The organism is Mesorhizobium sp. WSM3860, from assembly GCF_002294995.1.
In the GTDB taxonomy this organism is placed as follows: domain Bacteria; phylum Pseudomonadota; class Alphaproteobacteria; order Rhizobiales; family Rhizobiaceae; genus Mesorhizobium.
The window spans coordinates 1-19,754 of sequence record NZ_NSGF01000016.1 but is presented as its reverse complement, the minus strand read 5'-3'; the positions used below and the strand labels follow the sequence as shown (position 1 = coordinate 19,754).

At 65.0% G+C, this 19,754-nt stretch carries 23 protein-coding genes; 9 read left to right on the top strand and 14 right to left on the bottom strand.

From position 1 onward, the window contains the following. Positions 1-25 precede the first annotated feature (25 nt). The 5 genes from CK220_RS22615 to CK220_RS22595 form a co-directional block, all read right to left on the bottom strand. Complete coding sequence (locus CK220_RS22615) at positions 26-1,801, bottom strand: tetratricopeptide repeat protein (RefSeq protein WP_095813660.1); 1,776 nt, start codon at positions 1,799-1,801, stop codon at positions 26-28. A gap of 203 nt (positions 1,802-2,004) precedes the next feature. Continuing rightward, positions 2,005-2,421 carry a DUF1284 domain-containing protein gene (locus CK220_RS22610; protein WP_095813659.1) on the bottom strand — a complete coding sequence of 139 codons (417 nt, stop codon included), beginning with the start codon at positions 2,419-2,421 and terminating at the stop codon, positions 2,005-2,007. Next, positions 2,418-3,026, bottom strand: a complete 609-nt coding sequence (locus tag CK220_RS22605; protein WP_095813658.1) for a biotin transporter BioY — start codon at positions 3,024-3,026, stop codon at positions 2,418-2,420. Before CK220_RS22605 ends, CK220_RS22610 begins: the two co-directional genes overlap by 4 nt. Before the next feature lie 203 nt (positions 3,027-3,229). Beyond that, positions 3,230-3,895, bottom strand: a complete 666-nt coding sequence (locus CK220_RS22600; RefSeq protein WP_095813657.1) for a GntR family transcriptional regulator — start codon at positions 3,893-3,895, stop codon at positions 3,230-3,232. 110 nt (positions 3,896-4,005) lie between these two features. Continuing rightward, a complete protein-coding gene (locus tag CK220_RS22595; RefSeq protein WP_095801112.1) occupies positions 4,006-5,019 on the bottom strand; it encodes a polyprenyl synthetase family protein in 1,014 nt (337 codons plus the stop codon). 162 nt (positions 5,020-5,181) lie between these two features. Between CK220_RS22595 and CK220_RS22590 the strand changes: the two genes are divergently transcribed. The 6 genes from CK220_RS22590 to moaB all read left to right on the top strand — a co-directional run bounded on the left by CK220_RS22590 (position 5,182) and on the right by moaB (position 8,892). After that, a complete protein-coding gene (locus CK220_RS22590; protein WP_095813751.1) occupies positions 5,182-5,406 on the top strand; it encodes a DUF2007 domain-containing protein in 225 nt (74 codons plus the stop codon). Further along, a complete protein-coding gene (locus tag CK220_RS22585; RefSeq protein WP_095813656.1) occupies positions 5,407-6,201 on the top strand; it encodes a methyltransferase in 795 nt (264 codons plus the stop codon). Positions 6,202-6,308: 107 nt separating this feature from the next. Further along, the gene (locus CK220_RS22580) at positions 6,309-7,166 is read left to right on the top strand and encodes a S49 family peptidase (protein ID WP_095813655.1); all 858 of its coding nucleotides are present in this window, start codon (positions 6,309-6,311) and stop codon (positions 7,164-7,166) included. Between the two features lie 84 nt (positions 7,167-7,250). Then, entirely contained in the window at positions 7,251-7,436 is a 186-nt protein-coding gene (locus tag CK220_RS22575) for a hypothetical protein (RefSeq protein WP_066999017.1), read from the top strand. Positions 7,437-7,462: 26 nt separating this feature from the next. After that, positions 7,463-8,344, top strand: a complete 882-nt coding sequence (locus CK220_RS22570; RefSeq protein WP_095813654.1) for a 4-(cytidine 5'-diphospho)-2-C-methyl-D-erythritol kinase — start codon at positions 7,463-7,465, stop codon at positions 8,342-8,344. After that, the gene (moaB, locus tag CK220_RS22565; RefSeq protein WP_095813653.1) at positions 8,344-8,892 is read left to right on the top strand and encodes a molybdenum cofactor biosynthesis protein B; all 549 of its coding nucleotides are present in this window, start codon (positions 8,344-8,346) and stop codon (positions 8,890-8,892) included. The genes CK220_RS22570 and moaB overlap by 1 nt, the downstream gene beginning before the upstream one ends. 15 nt (positions 8,893-8,907) lie before the next feature. On the opposite strand, the gene CK220_RS22560 is transcribed toward moaB, so the two are convergent. Beyond that, on the bottom strand, positions 8,908-9,882 hold the full coding sequence (locus CK220_RS22560; protein WP_095813750.1) for a hypothetical protein: 975 nt from the start codon (positions 9,880-9,882) through the stop codon (positions 8,908-8,910). Between the two features lie 185 nt (positions 9,883-10,067). Next, positions 10,068-10,571: a glycosyltransferase gene (locus tag CK220_RS22555; protein ID WP_095813652.1), complete on the bottom strand. Its 504-nt coding sequence runs from the start codon at positions 10,569-10,571 to the stop codon at positions 10,068-10,070. A 148-nt stretch (positions 10,572-10,719) separates the two neighbouring features. On the opposite strand from CK220_RS22555, the gene CK220_RS22550 reads away from it, so the two are divergent. Then, the gene (locus CK220_RS22550) at positions 10,720-11,874 is read left to right on the top strand and encodes a PA0069 family radical SAM protein (protein WP_141245201.1); all 1,155 of its coding nucleotides are present in this window, start codon (positions 10,720-10,722) and stop codon (positions 11,872-11,874) included. Positions 11,875-12,126: 252 nt separating this feature from the next. After that, positions 12,127-12,825: a ribonuclease HII gene (locus tag CK220_RS22545; protein WP_095813650.1), complete on the top strand. Its 699-nt coding sequence runs from the start codon at positions 12,127-12,129 to the stop codon at positions 12,823-12,825. 132 nt (positions 12,826-12,957) lie between these two features. Here CK220_RS22545 and CK220_RS22540 read toward each other — a convergent pair whose 3' ends face one another. The 7 genes from CK220_RS22540 to CK220_RS22510 all read right to left on the bottom strand — a co-directional run bounded on the left by CK220_RS22540 (position 12,958) and on the right by CK220_RS22510 (position 18,514). Continuing rightward, entirely contained in the window at positions 12,958-13,449 is a 492-nt protein-coding gene (locus tag CK220_RS22540; RefSeq protein WP_095813649.1) for a F0F1 ATP synthase subunit B, read from the bottom strand. 10 nt (positions 13,450-13,459) lie between these two features. Beyond that, positions 13,460-14,041, bottom strand: coding sequence for a F0F1 ATP synthase subunit B (locus CK220_RS22535; protein WP_095813648.1), 582 nt, complete (start codon positions 14,039-14,041; stop codon positions 13,460-13,462). A 62-nt stretch (positions 14,042-14,103) separates the two neighbouring features. Further along, positions 14,104-14,328: a F0F1 ATP synthase subunit C gene (locus CK220_RS22530; RefSeq protein ID WP_066999040.1), complete on the bottom strand. Its 225-nt coding sequence runs from the start codon at positions 14,326-14,328 to the stop codon at positions 14,104-14,106. A gap of 79 nt (positions 14,329-14,407) precedes the next feature. Then, positions 14,408-15,169, bottom strand: coding sequence for a F0F1 ATP synthase subunit A (locus CK220_RS22525; RefSeq protein WP_095813647.1), 762 nt, complete (start codon positions 15,167-15,169; stop codon positions 14,408-14,410). Between the two features lie 66 nt (positions 15,170-15,235). Further along, positions 15,236-15,628 carry an AtpZ/AtpI family protein gene (locus CK220_RS22520; RefSeq protein ID WP_095813646.1) on the bottom strand — a complete coding sequence of 131 codons (393 nt, stop codon included), beginning with the start codon at positions 15,626-15,628 and terminating at the stop codon, positions 15,236-15,238. A 290-nt stretch (positions 15,629-15,918) separates the two neighbouring features. Next, entirely contained in the window at positions 15,919-17,100 is a 1,182-nt protein-coding gene (locus CK220_RS22515; protein WP_067327803.1) for a cell wall hydrolase, read from the bottom strand. Between the two features lie 139 nt (positions 17,101-17,239). After that, positions 17,240-18,514 carry an MFS transporter gene (locus CK220_RS22510; RefSeq protein ID WP_095813645.1) on the bottom strand — a complete coding sequence of 425 codons (1,275 nt, stop codon included), beginning with the start codon at positions 18,512-18,514 and terminating at the stop codon, positions 17,240-17,242. A gap of 119 nt (positions 18,515-18,633) precedes the next feature. On the opposite strand from CK220_RS22510, the gene CK220_RS22505 reads away from it, so the two are divergent. After that, on the top strand, positions 18,634-19,548 hold the full coding sequence (locus tag CK220_RS22505; RefSeq protein ID WP_095813749.1) for a LysR substrate-binding domain-containing protein: 915 nt from the start codon (positions 18,634-18,636) through the stop codon (positions 19,546-19,548). Positions 19,549-19,754 lie beyond the last annotated feature (206 nt).

Sequence of the window (19,754 nt, the reverse complement as noted above, 5' to 3'; positions counted from 1 at the left end):
CCGCCTGACTACAGGCTTGTGCGCCTCAGCCCTTCGGCGGTGCCGGCGGGACCGGTTTCACTTTCGGCGTTTCCTGCGCCGTGTTGGACTCGATCGGCGGCAGGCCCTTGAGCAGCTTCTGCTGCAAGGTGGCGAGCACGTCCGGGTCCGGCTTCAGGTCGCGTGCCTGGGTCCACTGGAAGGTTGCTTCGAGCTTGCGGCCGACGCGCCAATAGGCGTCGCCCAGATGGTCGTTGAGGACCGGATCCTCGGGCTTCAGCGACACGGCACGCTCCATTTCGCGGACGGCGTCGTCGAAGCGGCCGAGGCGGTAATAGGCCCAGCCAAGCGAGTCGACGATGTAACCGTCGCTTGGCCTGAGATCCACGGCCTTCTGGATCATCGCCAGGCCTTCCTTGAGGTTCATGTTCATGTCGACCCAGGAATAGCCGAGATAGTTGAGAACCTGCGGCTGGTCGGGCTGCAGCTCCAGCGCTCTGCGGAAATTGGGCTCGGCCTTCGGCCATTCCTTCAGCCGCTCATAGGCGATACCGCGCTGGTAGAAGATGTTCCAGTTGGCGGCGGTCGGCGTCTTCAGCTGTTCGACCGCCTTGTCGTAGAGATTGGCGGCAGAACGGTAGTCCTCCTTGGAGGAGTAGACGCCGCCAAGCGCCAGGTAGCCGCGCATGTCGGTCGGATGCGCGTCGACATAACCCTTGAGGTGCGCGATGGCTTCGTCGTGATGGTCGATGTCCGCAAGGTTCAGGCCAAGCTGCAGCTCAGAAAGCTCCTTCAATGGAGAGGAGGCCGGAATGCGCCGATAGAGCGCGATTGCGCCTTCGCCGTCCTTCAGCTGCTCGGCCACGGCGGCGAGTTGCACGAGGGCGGCGTCGCTGTCCGGCTTAAGCGCCAGCGCATATTGCAGATAAAGCCTCACGAAAGGCTCGCCGCCGCCACGGTTGAGCGCTGTGGCGAGGTCGAGCAGGATTTCCGAGGCGCCGTCGGCGGGGGTAGCGACCAAGGGCTCGATCTTATCGCCCTTGCTGATCCTGTCGCGCAGCGTGGTGATCTCGAGCTTGCCAGGCGCGAAGGCTTCGGCCTGGTTCAGCACCGCCATCGCCTTTGTCTTGTCGCCCTTGCGAGCGAGGAACGAGGCATAGGCCTGGGCATTGCGCATCCAGGTCTCGGGCGCGGAGCCGCCGGCGGCGGTGTCGGCCAGGGTGGCCGCGTAAATCTCGTCGGCCTTGTCCGAAAGGCCGGCGGCGTCTGCGATGAGCGCGCGGTGGAAAGACTTGAACAGGCCGAACCAGTCCGGCCCCTTGAGTTTGTCTACCGCAGCCATCGCCTCGGAGGCATCGCCCGCGCCTTGCTTGGCCCAACCGTCCATGACGCCGGAGAGCAGCCGGTCGAGATCGGATTCGAGCGACAGCTTCAGCCAGTACTGGGCCTTGGTGTAGTCCTTCTTGTGGAAGGAATCGACGGCAAGCGCCAGACGCGAGAAGCGCTCAACATCGGGAACTTCCTTGAGCTTGTCGGCATAGACCAGCGATTCCTCGAAGCGGCCCTGCGCGACCAGCGCCAGCATCAGGCTCTGCTGCAACTCGGTGTCATTGGGGGCAAAGGCCAGCGCCTGCTTGTAATAGGCGATGGCATTGTCGAGATCGTTGTCGCTTTCGGCAATATGAGCGGCAAGATAGGCGCCCGAAAAGGACGTGATCTGGACCGGTTGGGGGTTTTCCTTCGCATGGGCAGGCAGCACCGACAGCGCCACACCCGCTAAAAATGCCAGCCTCGTCAGCCAGCGCGCACGTCCTTGCCGCATTGTATCCCTTTCAGCCAGACGCGATCCCCCCTTGGCGGACCGCCCACAGAGTCGATGTTTTCCTGACAAAGCATGGCCTTTTTGGGGTCAGGCTTCAATCCGCAGCGAATCACAATGCAATCATCGGGCTTAAAAAACACCGCGTGCGACCAAGAAGTCCGGCGTGGGAAGCCGAAGATAGCTCCGGCTGAAGATAGCTCCGGCTAGAGACGCGTATCTTGGAATCCGCTGCGGGCAACCGCGCCGCACAGGTCGGACCACTCGCAGCCCGAGCACGCCTGACGCGTCAGGCCGGAGGAAAACGCCTTCCGCATCCGCGTCAGACTGGAGGCATCCAACACGAGCCGGTCGCCGGCCCGGAGGGGCCGGCCGAGGAGCGCACCGACATCGCGCGCCGCGAGCCCGTCGCGCTCGGCGGCGCCTTCGCGCAGGCAGTGCGGCTCGGGCTCGTCCAGCATCGGGGCGCAGATGTCGTCAGGCCCGGACACGATCAGGATCGCCTCGCCCTCGCCCAGCCGCTTCACCACCTTGTCGTAGTTGGCGGTGAAGGCGGCCGAGTAGCCTTTGCCGACATAGGTCAGCAGGCAGAGCAGATGGTGGGCACGCAGCCTGACGGTCATTGCGTCTCGGACGAGCGGTCGCGCGGTTCGGCCCGATAGGTGGAGAAGAGCTTCAGCGTCGCGGCGGCCAGCGCCGACTTCAGCAGTCCGCCGACGATGAAGGGCAGGAAGCCGAAGGTGATGGCCTTCTCGGCGCCGATCATGGCGGCAAGCCAGGCCGTGCCGAGAACCAGGCACAGAAGATTGCCGATCAGCATGGCGGCGAAGGCAAGCACCACCCGATTGCCGTTCCAGCCGCGCTCGGCCAGCCAGCCGACGATCGCACCGACGATCGGGAAGGAGAAGAGATAGCCGCCGGTCGGGCCCACAAAGTGCTGCACGCCGGCCGCGCCGCCGGCCAGAACCGGGAAGCCGGCAGCACCCTCGACAAGCCAGGCCGCGATGGTGAGCGCGCCGAAGCGCCAGCCATAGAGCGCGCCGACCAGCGTCACCGCGAAGGTCTGCATGGTCACCGGAACCGGCACCATCGGCACCTCGATGTAGGACGACAGCGCCAGGAAGAGCGAGCCGAGGACGACGGCGCCGAACTGCCAGACAATGGAGCGGCTGTGAAGTTGGAGCGGGCTGAAGGAAGGCTTGCGGGTGGAAACGGCGATGTTTGTCACGGTGATGTCCTGGTTGAACTTATAGATAATTCCTGCAATCGATCTATTATCGAATCCACATTTTTGCGGAGATGGCAAGCGCTCCATCGCGCGAGGCAGGTCACAGGAGCGATGAGGCTGAGCCATTCACCGGTTATCGGGGCGCCCAAAACCGACATTTGACTGCGATGGAGCGCCGAAAGGCAGCTGTGTCTGCGCTCCCGCTAGCCGACGATGGCGAAGGCGTCGCGCGTCCTGCCGGAGGCGGTCTTGACCGGTTTCTGGCCGATCCATTGCACATGCCGGCCGAGCGTGGCGGCGGCCGATTCCGTGTTGCCTTGCCTGAGCGCGCTCAGGATCGCGCGGTGATCCTGATCGGTGCGGGTCTCCCATTCGGAGCGCCAGGCGGCGAACAGGAAACGCGCGCTTGCGGCATGCAGGTCGTCGATGGTGGAAAGCAGGCGCGGCATGTTGCAGGGCGTCAGGATCAAGCGGTGGAAGGTGCGATTGGCCTCTTCCCAGGAGCGGACATCGCGGGATTTGTCGCCCGCCTTGGTCGCCTCCTCCGCCCGGTCGAGGATCGCCGGCGTCAGATGCGGCGCGGCGTGGCGCAGCGCCAGCACTTCGAGCGCCGCGCGCATCTCGGCCACTTCCCTGACCTCGCCGAGGTCGAAAGCGGCAACGCGCACGCCGCGGCGCGGCTCGCTGATGGCCAGACCCTGCGCCTCGAGGCGGCGGAAGGCCTCGCGCACCGGCACGTGGCTGGTGCCGAATTCCGCCGCGACATAATCCTGGCGCAGCCGCGATCCGGGCTCGATCGCACCCGAAATGATGCGGTCCGCCAGTTCCTTGCTGATGCGGACGGCGATCGTGTCCTCTGTGTTGGCCATATTTTATAGATAATTTGTGCTGTGGCCGTTTGTCGAGATGGCCACAGCGGGATTCGCAGGTGCTCCTGCCCGGCGGACGCCAGGCGATGCCAAGAAAGGCCGACAGGCGCTCAGTTGACGCGGCTGATGCAGAAATCGATGACGTCGATCAGCGCCGATTTCTGCGGCGTCGCCTCCAGCGGCGCGAGCGCGTCACGGGCGATCTCGCCGAAGTGACGGGCGCGGCCGATCGTGTCGGCGATGGCGCCATGGCGGGTCATCAAGCCGATCGCCTTTTCGAGCCCGGCATCGTCGGCGACATTTTCCTCGATGGCGCGCTTCCAGAAGGTGCGCTCGGCCTTGGTGCCCCGCCGATAAGCGAGGATCACCGGCAGCGTCACCTTGCCCTCGCGGAAATCGTCGCCGACATTCTTGCCGAGATCCTTGCTGGAGCCGCCATAGTCCAGCGCGTCGTCTATGAGCTGGAAGGCAAGGCCGAGATTCATGCCATAGGAGCGCAGCGCCGCCCGGTCGGTGCGGGAAGCGAGCGCGATCACCGGACCGACCTCGGCGGCGGCCGAGAACAGGGCGGCGGTCTTGGCCTTGATGACAGCGAAATGCTCGTCCTCGGTGGTCTCCAGATTCTTGGCGGCGGCAAGCTGCATCACCTCGCCCTCGGCAATGATGGAGGCGGCGCTCGACAGGATGTCGAGAGCCTCCAGCGAGCCGACCTCGACCATCATGCGAAAAGCCTGGCCGAGCAGGAAATCGCCGACCAGCACGCTCGCCTGGTTGCCCCAGATCATGCGCGCCGTCTTCTTGCCGCGGCGAAGCGCGCTCTCGTCGACGACGTCGTCATGGAGCAGCGTCGCGGTGTGCATGAATTCGACTGCGGTGGCGAGCTTGACGTGCCCCTCGCCCGCATAGCCGAACATCTGGGCGGCAGCGAGCGTCAGCATCGGCCGCAGCCGCTTGCCGCCGGACGAGATCAGGTGGTTGGCGACCTCCGGGATCATCTCGACGTCGGACCCGGCCTTCGACAGGATCAGCTCGTTGACGCGTCCCATGTCGGCTGCCGTCAGGTCGATGAGATCCTGGATGGAAGCAGGTTCCCGCTTGCCTTCTATATTCAGAACGACACCCACCACGATCACTCCCGTCTCATTGACGCGCCCGACAACACCCTGGTCCCGGTGGGACTCTAGGTCGGCACAACCGCGCACGGCAAGAGGCGAATTGGCGCGGTTTGGCTGGCGCTGGGCTGCCTCGGCGTTTACATGAGCACCGCAACCTGCGATTTTCATTCCATGATCGAGCTTGTCCGCACTAACGACGCCGTCCTCATCTCCTTCGTCGAATCGCTCATGCGCGACGCCGGCATCGCCTGCTTCGTCGCCGACCAGAACATGAGCGTGCTCGACGGATCGATCGGCATCCTGCCCAGGCGCGTGATGGTCGATGCCGAGAAAGCCGATGCCGCGCGGCGCATCCTGAAGGATGCCGGCATCGAGAACGAGATCCGCCGTAAATAAATGGCAGCATCAACCGCCCTCGCCCAGGACACGCCGGCCCACACGGTCGACGCCTTCCATCGCGGGCGCTTCTGGCTGGTGCAGCCGCGGCAAGGCCACCGTGCCGGCATGGACGCCATGATGCTGGCTGCTGCCGTCCCATCTGGCTTTTCCGGCCGGCTCGCCGATTTCGGCGCGGGCGCTGGTGCGGCGGCGCTCGCCGTGCTGTCGCGCTGCCCTGAAGCACACGCGGTTCTGGTCGAGCGTTCCGCGGAGATGGCGGCCTTTGCCGCCGCCACGGTTGCCCACCCCGGGAACGCGCATCTCGGCGACCGCGCCTCGGTGCTTAAGGCCGACGTCACGCTTGCGGGACGGGCACGGCACGGAGCCGGACTTGCCGACAATTCGTTCGACTTCGTCGTCATGAACCCGCCCTTCAACGCGGCGCAAGACCGCGCCACGCCGGACGCGCTGCGCAGAGAAGCGCATGTCACGGAGGACGGGCTGTTCGAGCGCTGGATCAGGAGTGCGGCCGCCGTCGTCAAGCCGCGCGGCGGGCTGGCGGCGATTGCGCGGCCGGAGCAGCTTGTCGTCATCCTCGATGCGATGGAAGGCCGCTTCGGAGATGCCGAGATGCTCTGCGTCCACCCGCGCCCGGACGCGGCGGCGATCCGCATCGTTGTCAGGGCTGTGCTCGGCGCGCGCGGAAAACTGTCGATCCGGCCGCCGCTCACCTTGCACGGAGCATCCGGTAACGAGCCGACGGAGCGGACCGAGATGATCAACAACGGGCTCGCGTCGCTGTTCGGCGATTGATCAGAGGCCGGCGATGCGGCATTGCCGTTGCGCGGCGAATTCCTACATGCCGGAAGCAAGGACGAGGTTTCACCTTGCTCTAGCACCTCTTGTGGAGACAAGCTTTCGTGAAACGCTTCTTCAACCGCTTGCTGCCGAAATCCTGGCGCTCGACAGTCGTCACCATTCCGGTCATCCGGCTGCATGGCACGATCATGCCCGGCGGCGGCCAGTTCCGGCCAAGCCTGTCGCTCGCCTCGACGGCCGGGGTTATCGAGAAAGCGTTCGGCTTCGACGCGCCGGCGGTTGCGATTTCGATCAATTCGCCTGGCGGCTCGCCGGTGCAGTCGCGGCTGATCTTCAAGCGCATCCGCGACCTCGCGGCAGAGAAGGACAGGCGAGTGCTTGTCTTCGTCGAGGATGTGGCGGCCTCGGGCGGCTACATGATCGCAATCGCCGGCGACGAGATCTTCGCCGACCCTTCCTCGATCGTCGGCTCGATCGGCGTCGTCTCCGCCTCCTTCGGCTTCCCGGAGTTGATGAAGAAGATCGGCATCGAGCGGCGCGTCCACACCGCAGGCCAGAACAAGGCCGTGCTCGACCCCTTCAAGCCGGAGAAGAGGGAAGACGTCGAGCGGCTGAAGGCGCTGCAGCTCGAAGTGCATGAGACCTTCATCGATCTCGTCAAGGAACGGCGCGGTACCAAGCTCAAGGACGACCCGGAGCTATTCACCGGGCTGTTCTGGACCGCCAAGAAGGGCCTCGAGCTCGGTCTCGTCGATGCGCTGGGCGACATGCGCAGCGTGCTCAAGACCCGTTTCGGCGAAAAGACGCAGCTCAGGCTGATCACCGCGCCGCGCGGGCTTTTTGGCCGTTTCGGCCTGTTCGGATCGCGTTCTACCGTCCCCGACATCGCCGCGGCCGCGGCCAGCGGCGTTATCGATGCGGCGGAAGAGCGCGCGCTGTGGGCGCGCTTCGGGCTTTGAAAAAGCCATGATTGCGTCTAGCATGACCGCTTGACCGACCCATCCGGCCGGCCTTGCCGCGAGAAGCGCGGGAGGAGTTGTGAGATGCCGCAAATCATTTTCTTCGTTGTCGTCGGCGCTGCCGCCTATTTCGGCTATCGCGCTTTCGTACGCGAGGCCGAGCGCGTGACGGCCAAGATCCGGCGCACCGAGAAGCAGGCGGCCAACGGCACGATGGGAACGCTGGTCAAGGATCCGAAGACCGGCGAGTACCGTCTGGCCAAGGACTGAACCCCATCTCGCCAACAGCCGACATTCTGGAGGCCGAGGCCAAGTCCCGGACATGGCTTGCGCCTGCCAAGATCAACCTCGCGCTGCATGTCACCGGACGGCGCGCGGACGGTTACCACCTGCTCGACAGCCTCGCCGTGTTCACGCGCTTCGGGGACCGGCTGCAGATCGAGCCGGCCGAGCGCGACGCGTTCGCGGTCTCTGGACCCTTCGCCGCCGGCGTGCCAATCGATGGCGACAATCTGGTAATCAAAGCTCGCGACGCGTTGCGGCGGGAAGCCGGCGCGCAACAGACGCCACCAGTCGCCATCCGGCTGGAGAAGAACCTGCCGGTCGCTTCCGGCGTCGGCGGCGGCTCGAGCGACGCGGCGGCGGCGCTCAGCGGCCTTTCGCGCCTCTGGGAGCTCGACATCGAGGAGGCCGGGCTGGGGCGGATCGGGCTGACGCTCGGCGCCGATCTGCCGATGTGCCTCAAGGCAAGGCCGCTCATTGCGCGCGGCATCGGCGATGAACTGTCGCCGCTGACGGAGTTTCCGGCGCTGGCGCTGGTCCTGGTCAACCCGGGCGTGGCCGTTTCGACACCCGAAGTGTTCAAGGGGCTTTCCAAACCTGACAATGAGGCATTGCCGCCGCTGCCCGGCCGCCTCGACTTTCACAGCATTCGCAATTGGCTGGACACGACGCGGAACGATCTCCAACCTGCCGCTCGCGCCATCCAACCGGCGATCGGCGACGCGCTCAAGGCGCTAAAAAAAGCGGGAGCCGGCTTTGCCCGTATGTCGGGCTCCGGCGCTACCTGCTTCGGCCTGTTCGAGACCGGCAATGTCGCCAAGCGCGCGGCGATCGAGATCCGCGGCCGGCATCCCGGCTGGTTCGTGGCCGCGACGCGCAGCATGGAGACCGAGTGATGGCCAACGAAAGCCGCCCCTTCATCCCGGTGCGCATCGCAGTGCTGACGGTTTCCGACACGCGCAGCCTGGCCGATGACAAATCGGGGCAGATATTGGCCGACCGCATCGCGGAGGCTGGCCATATATTGACCGCTCGCGACATCGTCACCGACGACCGCGAAAAGATCCGCGAAAAAGTGCTCGCCTGGTCGAAGGATGAAACGGTGGACGTCGTCATCACCACGGGCGGCACCGGCTTCACCGGCCGCGACTTAACGCCGGAAGCGCTGGAGCCGATTTTCGAAAAGCGCATGGACGGCTTTTCGGAAGTCTTCCACCGGATTTCCTACGACAAGATCGGCACCTCGACAATCCAGAGCCGGGCGACCGGCGGCGTCGTCAACGCCACCTTCGTCTTCGTGCTGCCGGGCTCGCCCGGCGCCTGCAAGGATGCTTGGGACGGCATCATCAAGGCGCAGCTCGACTACCGGCACATGCCCTGCAACTTCGTCGAGATCATGCCGCGGCTGGACGAGCATCTCAGGCGAGGTGGCAAGCCGGAGTAGCGGCCCCCGTCCGGCTCAGCGGATGACCGGCTCGCCGTGGAAGCGGCGGCGCGACGGCCGCGAGACGCCGAAGCCGATCTCCATCATCAGTCGCGGCGTATGCGCCGGCACCGTTCCCATGTGGAAGCCGAACGGATCCTCGACGAAGCCGAGGCCGGCCTCGCCCGTCAGCGTCACAGGGCTTTCCGGACCGTAGACGTCCAGCACTTCTTCCGCGGGGTGGCCGACCAGAAGCGTGAGCTGGTGCTTGAGCGAGCGGCGCCTGTGGCTGCCGCGGACATAGACATGCGGGCCGGTGCCGGCGTCGACCGGCACCAGATAGAAGAAGAATTTCAGCATCCGCCAGTCGTCGAGATCGAAATGGTATTTGCCGAGCGAGGCGAGATTCTTGTCGGCATCCGAGGCCTTGCCGGTCGGAAAGCTCCACCAGACGCGCGTGGTGATCAGTTTCGCCTGGCCGCCGAGATAGTTCTGCGCGACGTCGAGGAGCAGCGGATCCCGCTGGATGGCAAGCGCCGCCGGGCAATCGAGAATGCGCTCGAAATAATGCCCGCTGAGCAGCGAGCGGCCGAAACGCTTCTCCGCCTCGGCATGGTCGCCCGGCATGAATTCGAGACGGCGGTCGAAATTGCCGAAACAGGGCGTGCGTTGCGCAAAAGCGGCGATCTCCTCATGGATCGCCGGCGGCAGCGTGAACCCCGAAAACAGCCCATCGGAGCGAAGGCCGGCGACCACCGCCTCGCAATCGACGCCGGCAAACATCGTCTCTCCCGCATTGTCGAGCGGGCGGACGCGTCTGGCGCCTAGCCAGTGCATGCGTCGCCCCGGCATGGTGCGCGCCAGCACGAACATCGGCAGCCAGGCCGGATTTTCGCGCAGATCTTTCAGATAGGTTGGGATGCGTACGGCGATGCGCCTGAACAGGCTGCCATTACGGGCGATCGCCTCCAGGCTGGCCGCGCCTGAATTGTCTGGAGTACCAAGGGTCATCGGGTTCCTCGTATGCATGGCGTCCAACGAAGCGCCAGCCGTCCGCTTCATCGTCACCCAATCCCGATTGTCCCGCTTCAAGAAGATGCTAATGCATCGCAATTTTTTGTGCAATGCACAATAGAACGGGCCGGCAAAAGTTTGCGCTTTTTCTCCCCTTCTTGTGAGAGAAGGAGGGCGTGCGCTCACTTCGGCGGCGCCACCCAGATTTCGGCATTCAGCCTTCTGGTAGCGAGGCCGCGCGCCAGGGCTTCGGCGCTGCGGGCGCTTTTCGCCAGCGCCGTGGCCTGGCGCTTGCTGATGACAAGCCCTTCCTCCAGAGCGCGGTTGCCGGAAAAAACCCGGACCAGAAACGGCGTGCGATTGCCGCGGGCGCGTGAAAAGCGCGCCGGCATCGTCTGCCTTGCCGTGTGAGCGACGACCTCGTCGATCCAGCCTTCGGCGAGCCGGGCGCCGGGTTCCAAAAGCAGCAGCCAGTCGCCCTTGGCCTGGCCGATGCCTGTTGCGATGCCGCCAGCCACAAAGTGGCAGCCAGCATGCTCGGCGACGCGATGCGTCTGGTCGGTCGAGCCGGTGTCGCAGATGATGACGTCGCGCACCACGCCCTCGACCGCGCCGCCGATCAGCGAGGCCAGCGTGCGGGCAAGGCCTTCTTCGTCGTTCCTGGTTTCGATGAGAACGCTGAGCATTTTAGCCGAATAGCGGAAAGCGCGGCGCTGCGCCAGTTGCGCGTTCTGAGCGAAAAAGTTCTTGCTTTGTTCTCCTTGGCAAAATAGGAATAGTTTCATGAACAGAGCGATTCGACAGCCTGCCGACAGTCCCTGGGAGAGGGCGAAAATGGAACAGATCGTGCGCGCCGACATTGCCGCTTTCGGAGCAGGCAGAGCCGAAATGGCAAATGCGATGATGGAACAGAGCGGCATGCGCGTGCGGCCGGACCGCAATCGCGGACGCTCCGCTGGCATCAACCCGTCCGGCCGCTTCGAGCCGGTCAGCCGGCATGTGTTCGACGATGGCTGGAACTCGCTGGAGGAACTGCCGCCCTTCAAGACGGAGGTGCAGGTCGAGAAGCCGCGCACCATCATCACGCGCAACGAATCGCCGGACATTTCCTTCGATCGTTCGATCAATCCCTATCGCGGCTGCGAGCATGGCTGCGTCTATTGCTTTGCCAGGCCGACGCATGCCTTCATGGGGCTGTCGCCGGGGCTCGATTTCGAATCCAAGCTCTTTGCCAAGCCGGATGCGGCGCGAATGCTGGACAGGGAATTGTCCAAGCCCGGCTACCAGCCGCGCACCATCGCCATCGGCACCAACACCGATCCCTACCAGCCGATCGAAAAGCAATACCGCATCATGCGCGAGATCCTGGAGGTGCTGGAGGCGCGCGGCCATCCGGTCGGCATCGTCACCAAGTCGGCGCTGGTGACGCGCGATATCGACATCCTGTCGCGCATGGCCGAACGCGGCCTCGCCAAGGTGGCGCTGTCGGTGACGACGCTCGACCGCATGCTGGCGAGAACCATGGAGCCGCGCGCCTCGACGCCGACTAAGCGGCTGGAAGCGATAAGGCAGCTTTCGGATGCCGGCGTCCCCGCCTCGGTGATGGTGGCGCCGATCATTCCTGGCCTCACCGATCCGGAAATGGAGCGCATCCTCGATTCGGCGCGCGCAGCAGGCGCCAGGGAGGCAGGCTATGTCGTGCTGCGTCTGCCGCTCGAGGTGGCGCCGATCTTCAAGGACTGGCTCTTGCGCCATTATCCGGACCGCTACCGGCATGTGATGTCGCTGATCCGCTCGATGCGCGACGGCAAGGACTACGATTCGGAATGGGGCAAGCGCATGAAGGGCGCCGGACCGTATGCCTGGCAGATCGGCCGGCGCTTCGAGATCGCCGCCAAGCGGCTCGGCCTCAATGCCGAACGGCGGCAGCTTCGAACCGACCAATTCGTCGCAGGCTCCGGCGTCGGCGAGCAACTGATGCTGCTGTGAAGACGATGCCGGCCGCGAAGGCCGACGCTAGCAACTCCGGAGGCAGAGTTTTGCGCCCGGATTGCGATCCCCTAACCATCTGTTTTTGATGTAACTTCGTACGGAAGGCCCGCTACGCAATCTTCCTAGAATTGCTCAAGAATCCCGTCCGGCCCAGTCCCCGGCCGTGAGACGGTGCCCTCCCGGTCCGACGCCCCATCCGACCCGGAGGGACTTGCGGAGAATCGGAGCCGATGCGAACCTCGTCGCACCATGGCTCGCGCGCGTTCCGATTCTCCGCTTCTCTTCGAATTGGTCGAGAAGCCCGACTTCTCGATTGAAACGAAGGCGATGGCTGAGGGGCTTTGGCCGGTGGCGGGCATGGATGAGGCGGGCCGCGGCCCGCTTGCAGGTCCGGTCGTAGCGGCGGCCGTGGTGCTCAACCCCGCCAACATTCCCGAAGGGCTCGACGATTCCAAGCGCCTCACCCATCTGCAGCGAGAGGCGCTGTTCCTCAAAATCCTGGGCTCGGCGCTCAGCGTCTCGATGGCCTCGATCAGCGCCGAAGGCATCGACAACAGCAACATTCTGAAAGCCAGCCTGGAAGCGATGCGCCGCGCCGCCGCCGGCCTGTCGCTGCCGCCCAAACTGGCGCTGGCGGACGGCCGCGACGTGCCGCCAGGGCTCACCTGCGAAGGCCGCGCGCTGATCAAGGGCGACCAGCGCTCGCAATCGATCGCCGCCGCCTCGATCGTCGCCAAGGTCATGCGCGACCGCATGATGTGCGGCTGCGGCGGCCATCACGAGCATTACGGCTTCGAAATGCATATGGGCTACGCGACGGTCCGCCATCGCACCGCCATCGAGGCGCATGGGCCGGTAGCGCGCTTGCACCGGGCGTCGTTCGCGCCGTTCCGGTTGGGCGGCGTTGAGATGGCGGAAGAGGACGAGAGCTTCGCCGGGTTGGAGTGAGGCGACGAAGCTCGCGACAGCTGATCTCCCCCACGAGGGGCGAGATTGCCAGCTTCAGCGCCGCGCTTTTTCAAACAACAAAAAAGCCGCCGGGTTGCCCGGGCGGCCTCATGTTAGCAACGGCAGAGCCGCTCAGTTCAGCTTGGCTTTCACGTCCTGCAGCGCCGACTGGAACAAGTCCGCGCCGGCCTTGGCATCGACCTTGGCGGCCAGCAGCGCACGGGCGGCCTCGACGGCGATGTCGACGGCGCTGGCACGCACCTCGCCGATCGCTTCGCGCTCGGCCTGGCTGATCTTCTGCTCGGCAAGCGCCGTGCGCCGGGCGACATAGTCCTCGGTCTTCTTATGCGCCTCGGAGGCAAGGAGCTCGGCCTCGCGCTTGGCGGCGGCGACGATATCGGCGGCCTCCTTCTCGGCTTCCTTGCGCTTCTGCTGATATTGGCCGAGCAGCTGCTGGGCCTCTTCGCGCAGGCGGCGCGCTTCTTCGAGCTCGCTGCTGATCTTGGCCGCACGGGAATCGAGCGACTTGGCGAGCATGCCCGGCACCTTCAGATAGATGACGGCGCCGAGGAAGATGATCAGGGCAATGGTGGCCCAGAGCGTGGCAAGTGATGTGGCGTCCATGGTGGCCTCCTCACCGAGTAGCGGATTTGACCGCGGCCGAAATCTCGGCCTTGTCGGTCTTGCCGCCAACCAGCGCCTCGACGATGGCCGACGTGGTGTCTTCGGCGATCGTGCCGACTTCCTTCATCGCCTTGGCCTTGATCGAGGCGATGCTCGCCTCGGCGTCGCCGAGCTTCTTCTCGAGTTCCGCCTCAAGCTTCTTGCGCGTGCTTTCGGCTTCGCTCTTGGCGGCGTCGCTCGCCTGCTGGCCGATCTTGTTGGCATTGGTCTTGGCTTCCGCCAATTCCTGCTCATAAGCGGCAACGGCAGCGTCCGCCTCGCCCTTCAGCCTGGCGGCGTGGTCGAGATCCTGGGTGATGCGATCGTTGCGGACATCGATGATACCGCCGATGCGCGGCATCACAACCCGCTTCAGGAACAGATAGAAAAGCCCGAAGGTGATGACGAGCCACAGGATCTGCGACGGGAAGGTCTCGGCATTGAACGGCGGGAACGTGCCATGCTCCTCGGCAGGCACGGCGGTGCCCGCATGCGTATCGCCTTCGGCCGCGGCCGGCGCGGATTCTTGCGCAAAGGCAGATGTCACGAACATCTCATTCCCCTGTTCATACGGCGGGGCCGCACCATGCGGCCCCTTTCGTCAGCGCGTGGTTCTTACCTGAAGACCAGCAGCAGCGCGATGAGGAGCGAGAAGATGCCCAGCGCTTCGGTCACGGCGAAGCCGAAGATCAGGCGGCCGAACTGGCCGTCAGCGGCCGACGGGTTGCGGAGCGCACCCGAGAGATAGCTGCCGAAGATGTTGCCGAGGCCGATGCCGGCGCCGCCCATGCCGATGCAGGCGATACCAGCGCCGATAGCAGCTGCTGCAGTTGCGTCCATTTCAAAACTCCTGTGGTTTTCGTAATCGTTGCGGTTGGTACGTTGGGTATGCTGGCGCCGGGGCGCCGGTGAAAATCGATCAGTGGCTCGGGTGCAGAGCGTCGTTCAGATACATGCAGGTCAGCACCGCGAAGACGTAGGCCTGCAGGAAGGCGACCAGCAGTTCCAGCGCCGTCAGCGCAACCGCCATGGCGAGCGGCAGGACCGAGCCGGCGATGCCGACGGCGCCGAATGCACTCAGCGTGACGACGAAGCCCGAAAACACTTTCAGCGTGATGTGGCCAGCCAGCATGTTGGCGAAAAGACGAACCGAGAGGCTGACGGGACGCGAGACGAAGGAAATGACTTCGATCGCCACCACCAGCGGCATCAGATAGCCAGGCACGCCATGCGGCACGAACAGCTTGAGGAAGCCGAGGCCGTGCTTGGCGAAGCCGTAGACGATGACGGTGCCGATGACCAGCGCAGCCAGCGTGAAGGTGACGATGATGTGGCTGGTGATGGTGAAGAAATAGGGGAACAGGCCGATGAGGTTCGCGACCAGCACGAACATGAACAGCGAAAACACCAGCGGGAAGAACTGCATGCCCTGCTTGCCCGCTGCATCGCGCAGCATGTTGCCGACGAACTCATAGGCCATTTCGGAGACCGACTGCAGGCGGCCCGGAATGAGGGAGCGGCTGGCGGTGCTCATGTAGAGGAAAGCGGAAGCGACCGCGATCGTCACGACCATGAACAGAGCGGAATTGGTGAAGGACAGGTCGTAGCCGCCGATGTGAATCGGGACGATCGGATGGATCTGGAACTGGTGGATCGGATCGACCTTGTCAGCAGCAGCCACTTTGTTTTCCCCGTCAAAGCCGCAAGCGGCTCCACTGTCTCTGTCTCGCGCCGGAACGGCGCCACTTCATTCCTTCGGATCGCGCGGCTTGCCGCCCTGCCCGAACTGCGCCACCTGCCCCGACGAACGCAGGACATTGAGCACGCCGGCGCCAAAGCCCAGCAGCAAACCGACGATCAGCCCAAATGGCGCTGTTCCCGCCAAGCGGTCGATGATCCAGCCCAAACCGACACCAACCACCACGCCGGCGATGAACTCGCTGGACAGCTTCAGTGCCTGACCGTAACCGGTCGCTGCTTTCGCGTCGTCTTTCCCCTCGAGCCGGTCCGTGCGTCTTGATGCAAGCGATGCTTCAAGCTCGCGCCGGCGGCGCTCAAGTTCGTCGTCGCGGATGGTGGCTTCTGGCTGCCTGCCGCGGCCGGTTTCTCCGGTTCCGTCTGGCCTGTTTTTGTCGGCCATCGCAACCCCCCTGCCCGGGCAGACGATCACCGTCCGTCCGCTTCTAAAGTCGCCGGCAACATAGTTACCGGGTCCGCGCCCGTCAAGCCACGGGCCGAACTTCAAAGCGATGTATTTTCGCGTTTCAAATCAACGGCTTATCCAGGTGCGACATCGTGCCCGTCACGCCTGCGCGAGGACTCGGCGCGAATCCGAGCGGCAAGCCGCGCCGATCGGTGCGCGCGGCGAGCGGCAAGGAGCGTTGCCGCGGGGTGCCGATTAAGCGGCTCGGTTCGAGCCGCCCAAACGGCTCAACTCCAGCCGCCGCCATAGGTGCGATAGAAGATATGCAGGCCGATCCTGGTCATGCGCTGCATGGCGCGCGCCCAGCCCGGATGGACGTAGTTGGCGTAGTAATGCGTCGAGGATCCGACCTCGGGGATAAAAATCTTGCCGGCGGTCACTGCCATGGCGACATCCTGGGCGGTCTTATACGCGACCGGGTCGTTGATGCGCTTCTTCCTGCCGTCGCAGGCGAAGGAGAACTGGCAGCGGTTGAACCAGTTGTCGTTCTGGTAGACGACGCCGCAGATCGTCTTCGGATAGGCAGGGTTGCGGACGCGGTTGAGGATCACCTGCGCCACCGCGGCCTGGCCGCGCACCGGTTCGCTGCGCGCCTCGAAATAGATGCCCTTGGCGAGGCATTCCTGTTCCGGCTTGGAGAAGACGGCCGCCGGCAGCGGGTTCTGCATCCAGGCGTGATCGCCCTTGCCCATCGGCGGGATGAAGCGGCCGTCGTTCGGATCGTCCTGCAGCAGAGCCTCAAAGGGCGAGGCCTTGGCATAGTCGGGCGCCGACTGGGCATAGGCGGTGGCGAGGATGTCCGGCTTGTCGTTGTTGACGAGAGCGACGAGAGCCGCCGGCAAATCCGGATCGGGCTTCTTGTCCTCGCGGATGTGGAACGCCTGGGCGATCTGGATTTCCTTGCCCTTGATGCCGGGCTTGGCAAAAGTCAACTTCAGGCCGCTGTCCATCGCCGGACGCAGCAGCGACGAGGTGCGCTCGAAAATGGAGCCGGCACTGAAATTCTTCGGCGGCGCAACGGGCGACACCTGGACGAGGCGGCCCTTCTTGTCGGCGCGCACGACGCGGTCCTCATCGGGCGTAGCGCCGGCGACATTGCCCTTGCCGCGCAGCGCCACCGTGCCGACGCCAGGCAGGTCCACGCCGGAGCCGGAGATCGAGCCCGTGGCGGCCGAATCGACGAACGGCATCTCGGCAGCGTGCACCGAGCCGGCGACGGATTTTTCGACATAGGCATTCCAGCGATGGCTGGGCGACTCCAGCCCAGACACGAGGCTTGCCATGTCCTGGTAAGCGACGACGGACGGAAAGCCGACCCAGAAGCCGAGCCCCAGAACCAAAGGAGGAAGGAAGGAACGTTTATTCGCAACGGCGGCGGCGACGAGCCGCGTAAGAACGCGTCGATGCACGGAACTCTCCAGAAACGCTACTGACCCCGGAGAGCCAAAATGAAGCATTAACCTTGATGGGGGGTTAACGGCACCGATCGTGTTTTTTTCATGTTGAAGACAGGCCGGCCTCCGCCAGCTATGGAAAGCCGGCGAAAGGTCAGGCCGTGCGCAGAAAGATCGGCCATGCGATCGCCGCGCAGATCGCGGCCGCCAGCCACACGCCCGTCCATGCGAAGAGAAGCACAAGCCAGGGAATGGCGATCGGCACCAGGCAGAAGCCGACAAAGACCAGAGTGTTGGCGAGGCTGAGCGCGGTGCCGACATGGCCGGCACCGGCAAGTGTCGCAAGCTCGGTATAGGCAACGCCATGCCAGGCCGAGACGCAGATGCCGGCTATGATCATAAAAAGGGGCAGGAGCAACAGCAGCGATGGCTGCCTGGCCGCAGTGATGGCCAGGATCCATAGCACCAGGAAGGCCAGCGCGCTGAGCGCGCTGCAGAACCTCAGGAACGGCCTTCGGTTGCGGTGGCGGTCGGTGAAGCGGCCGCTCCAAACGCGCATCACCATGGCGCCCGTCTGCACGACGGCAAGGCTGGCGCTGGTCACCCATATGCCCATGCCGGCAAAGTCGTGCAGGAAGACGGAGGCAAAGGTGAGCACCGCCACCTGCGGGAAGCAGAGCAGGCCGATGGCTGCCGAGATGCGCCAGACCTCGAGCTTGCGCAGCGGCGCCGGGCCGCTCGTCACGGTGGCAGCCTGCGCGTCGCCTTGCGTCGGCGGCTCGTGCAGCCAGCGCCAGGCGAAGACGGCCGAGAGCGCGGACAGAGCCGCCAGCAGGACGAAGACAGCGGCGAAGCCGAAGCCCAAGGCTAGCGACGGCAGGACGAGCGCGCCGAGCCCGCCGCCAAGCGGCACCGCCGTCTGCCTGATGCTCATGGCGAAGCCGCGCTCGCCTTCGCCGAACCAGCCCATGATGGCGCGGCCGCTGGAGCCGTTGACGCTGCCGCCGAGCAGGCCGGCAACGAGCAGGCTCGCCGAAAGCAGCACGACACCGGGAGCACCCGTTTTCGTCGGCACGACGAGGATTGCCATGGCAAAAAGCCACATGGCCGTCGCGCCGAGCCCGGTCAGCAGCACCCGGCGGTCGCCCCAGCGGTCGGTGAGCACGCCCCAGGGCAGCTCGCTGAGCGCCACGCCAAGGCCGAGAAGGCCGAGCGCCAGTCCAAGCGCGGCATCGTCGAGATGGTAGCCCTGGCGCATCGCCACCGCGGTCGCAGGGATGCCGGAGAAGGTAGCGGAGAAGCCGGCATTGGCGGCGACGCCGATGCCGAGCACCTTCCAGCGATGGTTGGGCCCGAAAGCGGGGCCAGCCGAAGCGGCGGTGCCTGCCGCAAGCGGCTGGCAATCGTTGCGAGTGACGATGGCGGCCATGATTTTTGCATTCCCTCTGCGCCGGTCGATCGGTCTTGACCGGGCGGATGTAGCGCCATAGGTTCATCCATAAAATCAGGAAGTTTTTGACCGATAATCCTGAAAACAAGGACGATCTCATGCGACGCGTCACATTCGACCTCGACGTGCTCAGGACCTTCGTCACCGGCATGGAGCTTGGCAGTTTCGCCAAGGCGGCCGAGCGGCACGGCCGCTCGACCTCTGCCGTCAGCGCGCAGCTGAAGAAGCTGGAAGAACAGGCGGCGACGTCGATCTTCCGCAAGGCGGGGCGCGGCCTGGCGCTTACCGAAGCCGGCGAGACGATGCTCGGGTACGCGCGGCGCCTCATCGAGCTCAATGACGAGGCGGCCTCAGCTATCCGCGACGTCGAGCTGGAGGGCTGGGTGCGGCTCGGCCTGCAGGAGGACTTCGGCGAGGCCGTGCTGCCGGAGGTGCTCGGCCGCTTTGCCCGTGCGCATCCCAAGGTTCGGATCGAAGCGCGGATCGGACGCAGCCATGAACTCGCAGAGCGCGTCCTCTCAGGTAGCCTCGACCTCGCGCTGGCCTGGCACGACGGCACGACGCTGCCCTACAGCCGGCATGTCGCCGAGGTGCAGGCGCGCTGGATCGGCCCGGCGAAACCAATGCAACCCGGCCACAATGGTGAAGCGCTGCCGTTGGTGGCATTCGAGGCGCCCTGCCTGCTGCGCACCGTGGCGACCGAGACACTCGACCGCGCCGGCCTCGCCTGGCGCATGGCGTTCTCCAGTCCCAGCCTCGGCGGCATCTGGGCGGCGGTCGCGGCGGGACTTGGACTGACGATCCGCACCGATATCGGCCTGCCCGCCAATGTCAGAGCGATTCCGCCGGGAGCGCTCGGCCTGCCGGCGCTGCCGAAGATGGCGCTGCATCTGCACCAGAAGGATGCCGAGCTCGATCCGGTGGCGACGCGGCTGGCGGAGATATTGCTGCAGGCGGCGCGCGAAGCATTGCCGCAAGGTGCAGAGACGAAAGAGCTACTGAAAGTGCCTTAGGCCCTGCGCGGTTCGTCATCCACGGGCGAAGCGACGCGAAGCGGAGCGCAGACCCGAGGATCCATTCCGTTACCTCGAACGAAGGGCGCAACGGAGCAGAATTCTGCACCGCTGCAAAGCTTCAAAGTCACGGCATGGCAACTGTGTTCACGCAAATGCAGTCTTGTCGCGAATGATGGCATTGAGGACGACCAGGAGCTTCCTTG

Coding starts and splice junctions, on each gene's coding strand:
- CK220_RS22615 (WP_095813660.1), bottom strand. CDS start 1,801: ATGCGGCAAGGACGTGCGCGCTGGCTGACGAGGCTGGCATTTTTAGCG.
- CK220_RS22610 (WP_095813659.1), bottom strand. CDS start 2,421: ATGACCGTCAGGCTGCGTGCCCACCATCTGCTCTGCCTGCTGACCTAT.
- CK220_RS22600 (WP_095813657.1), bottom strand. CDS start 3,895: ATGGCCAACACAGAGGACACGATCGCCGTCCGCATCAGCAAGGAACTG.
- CK220_RS22590 (WP_095813751.1), top strand. CDS start 5,182: ATGATCGAGCTTGTCCGCACTAACGACGCCGTCCTCATCTCCTTCGTC.
- CK220_RS22585 (WP_095813656.1), top strand. CDS start 5,407: ATGGCAGCATCAACCGCCCTCGCCCAGGACACGCCGGCCCACACGGTC.
- CK220_RS22575 (WP_066999017.1), top strand. CDS start 7,251: ATGCCGCAAATCATTTTCTTCGTTGTCGTCGGCGCTGCCGCCTATTTC.
- moaB (WP_095813653.1), top strand. CDS start 8,344: ATGGCCAACGAAAGCCGCCCCTTCATCCCGGTGCGCATCGCAGTGCTG.
- CK220_RS22560 (WP_095813750.1), bottom strand. CDS start 9,882: ATGACCCTTGGTACTCCAGACAATTCAGGCGCGGCCAGCCTGGAGGCG.
- CK220_RS22555 (WP_095813652.1), bottom strand. CDS start 10,571: ATGCTCAGCGTTCTCATCGAAACCAGGAACGACGAAGAAGGCCTTGCC.
- CK220_RS22550 (WP_141245201.1), top strand. CDS start 10,720: ATGGAACAGATCGTGCGCGCCGACATTGCCGCTTTCGGAGCAGGCAGA.
- CK220_RS22545 (WP_095813650.1), top strand. CDS start 12,127: ATGGCTCGCGCGCGTTCCGATTCTCCGCTTCTCTTCGAATTGGTCGAG.
- CK220_RS22540 (WP_095813649.1), bottom strand. CDS start 13,449: ATGGACGCCACATCACTTGCCACGCTCTGGGCCACCATTGCCCTGATC.
- CK220_RS22535 (WP_095813648.1), bottom strand. CDS start 14,041: ATGTTCGTGACATCTGCCTTTGCGCAAGAATCCGCGCCGGCCGCGGCC.
- CK220_RS22530 (WP_066999040.1), bottom strand. CDS start 14,328: ATGGACGCAACTGCAGCAGCTGCTATCGGCGCTGGTATCGCCTGCATC.
- CK220_RS22520 (WP_095813646.1), bottom strand. CDS start 15,628: ATGGCCGACAAAAACAGGCCAGACGGAACCGGAGAAACCGGCCGCGGC.
- CK220_RS22510 (WP_095813645.1), bottom strand. CDS start 18,514: ATGGCCGCCATCGTCACTCGCAACGATTGCCAGCCGCTTGCGGCAGGC.
- CK220_RS22505 (WP_095813749.1), top strand. CDS start 18,634: ATGCGACGCGTCACATTCGACCTCGACGTGCTCAGGACCTTCGTCACC.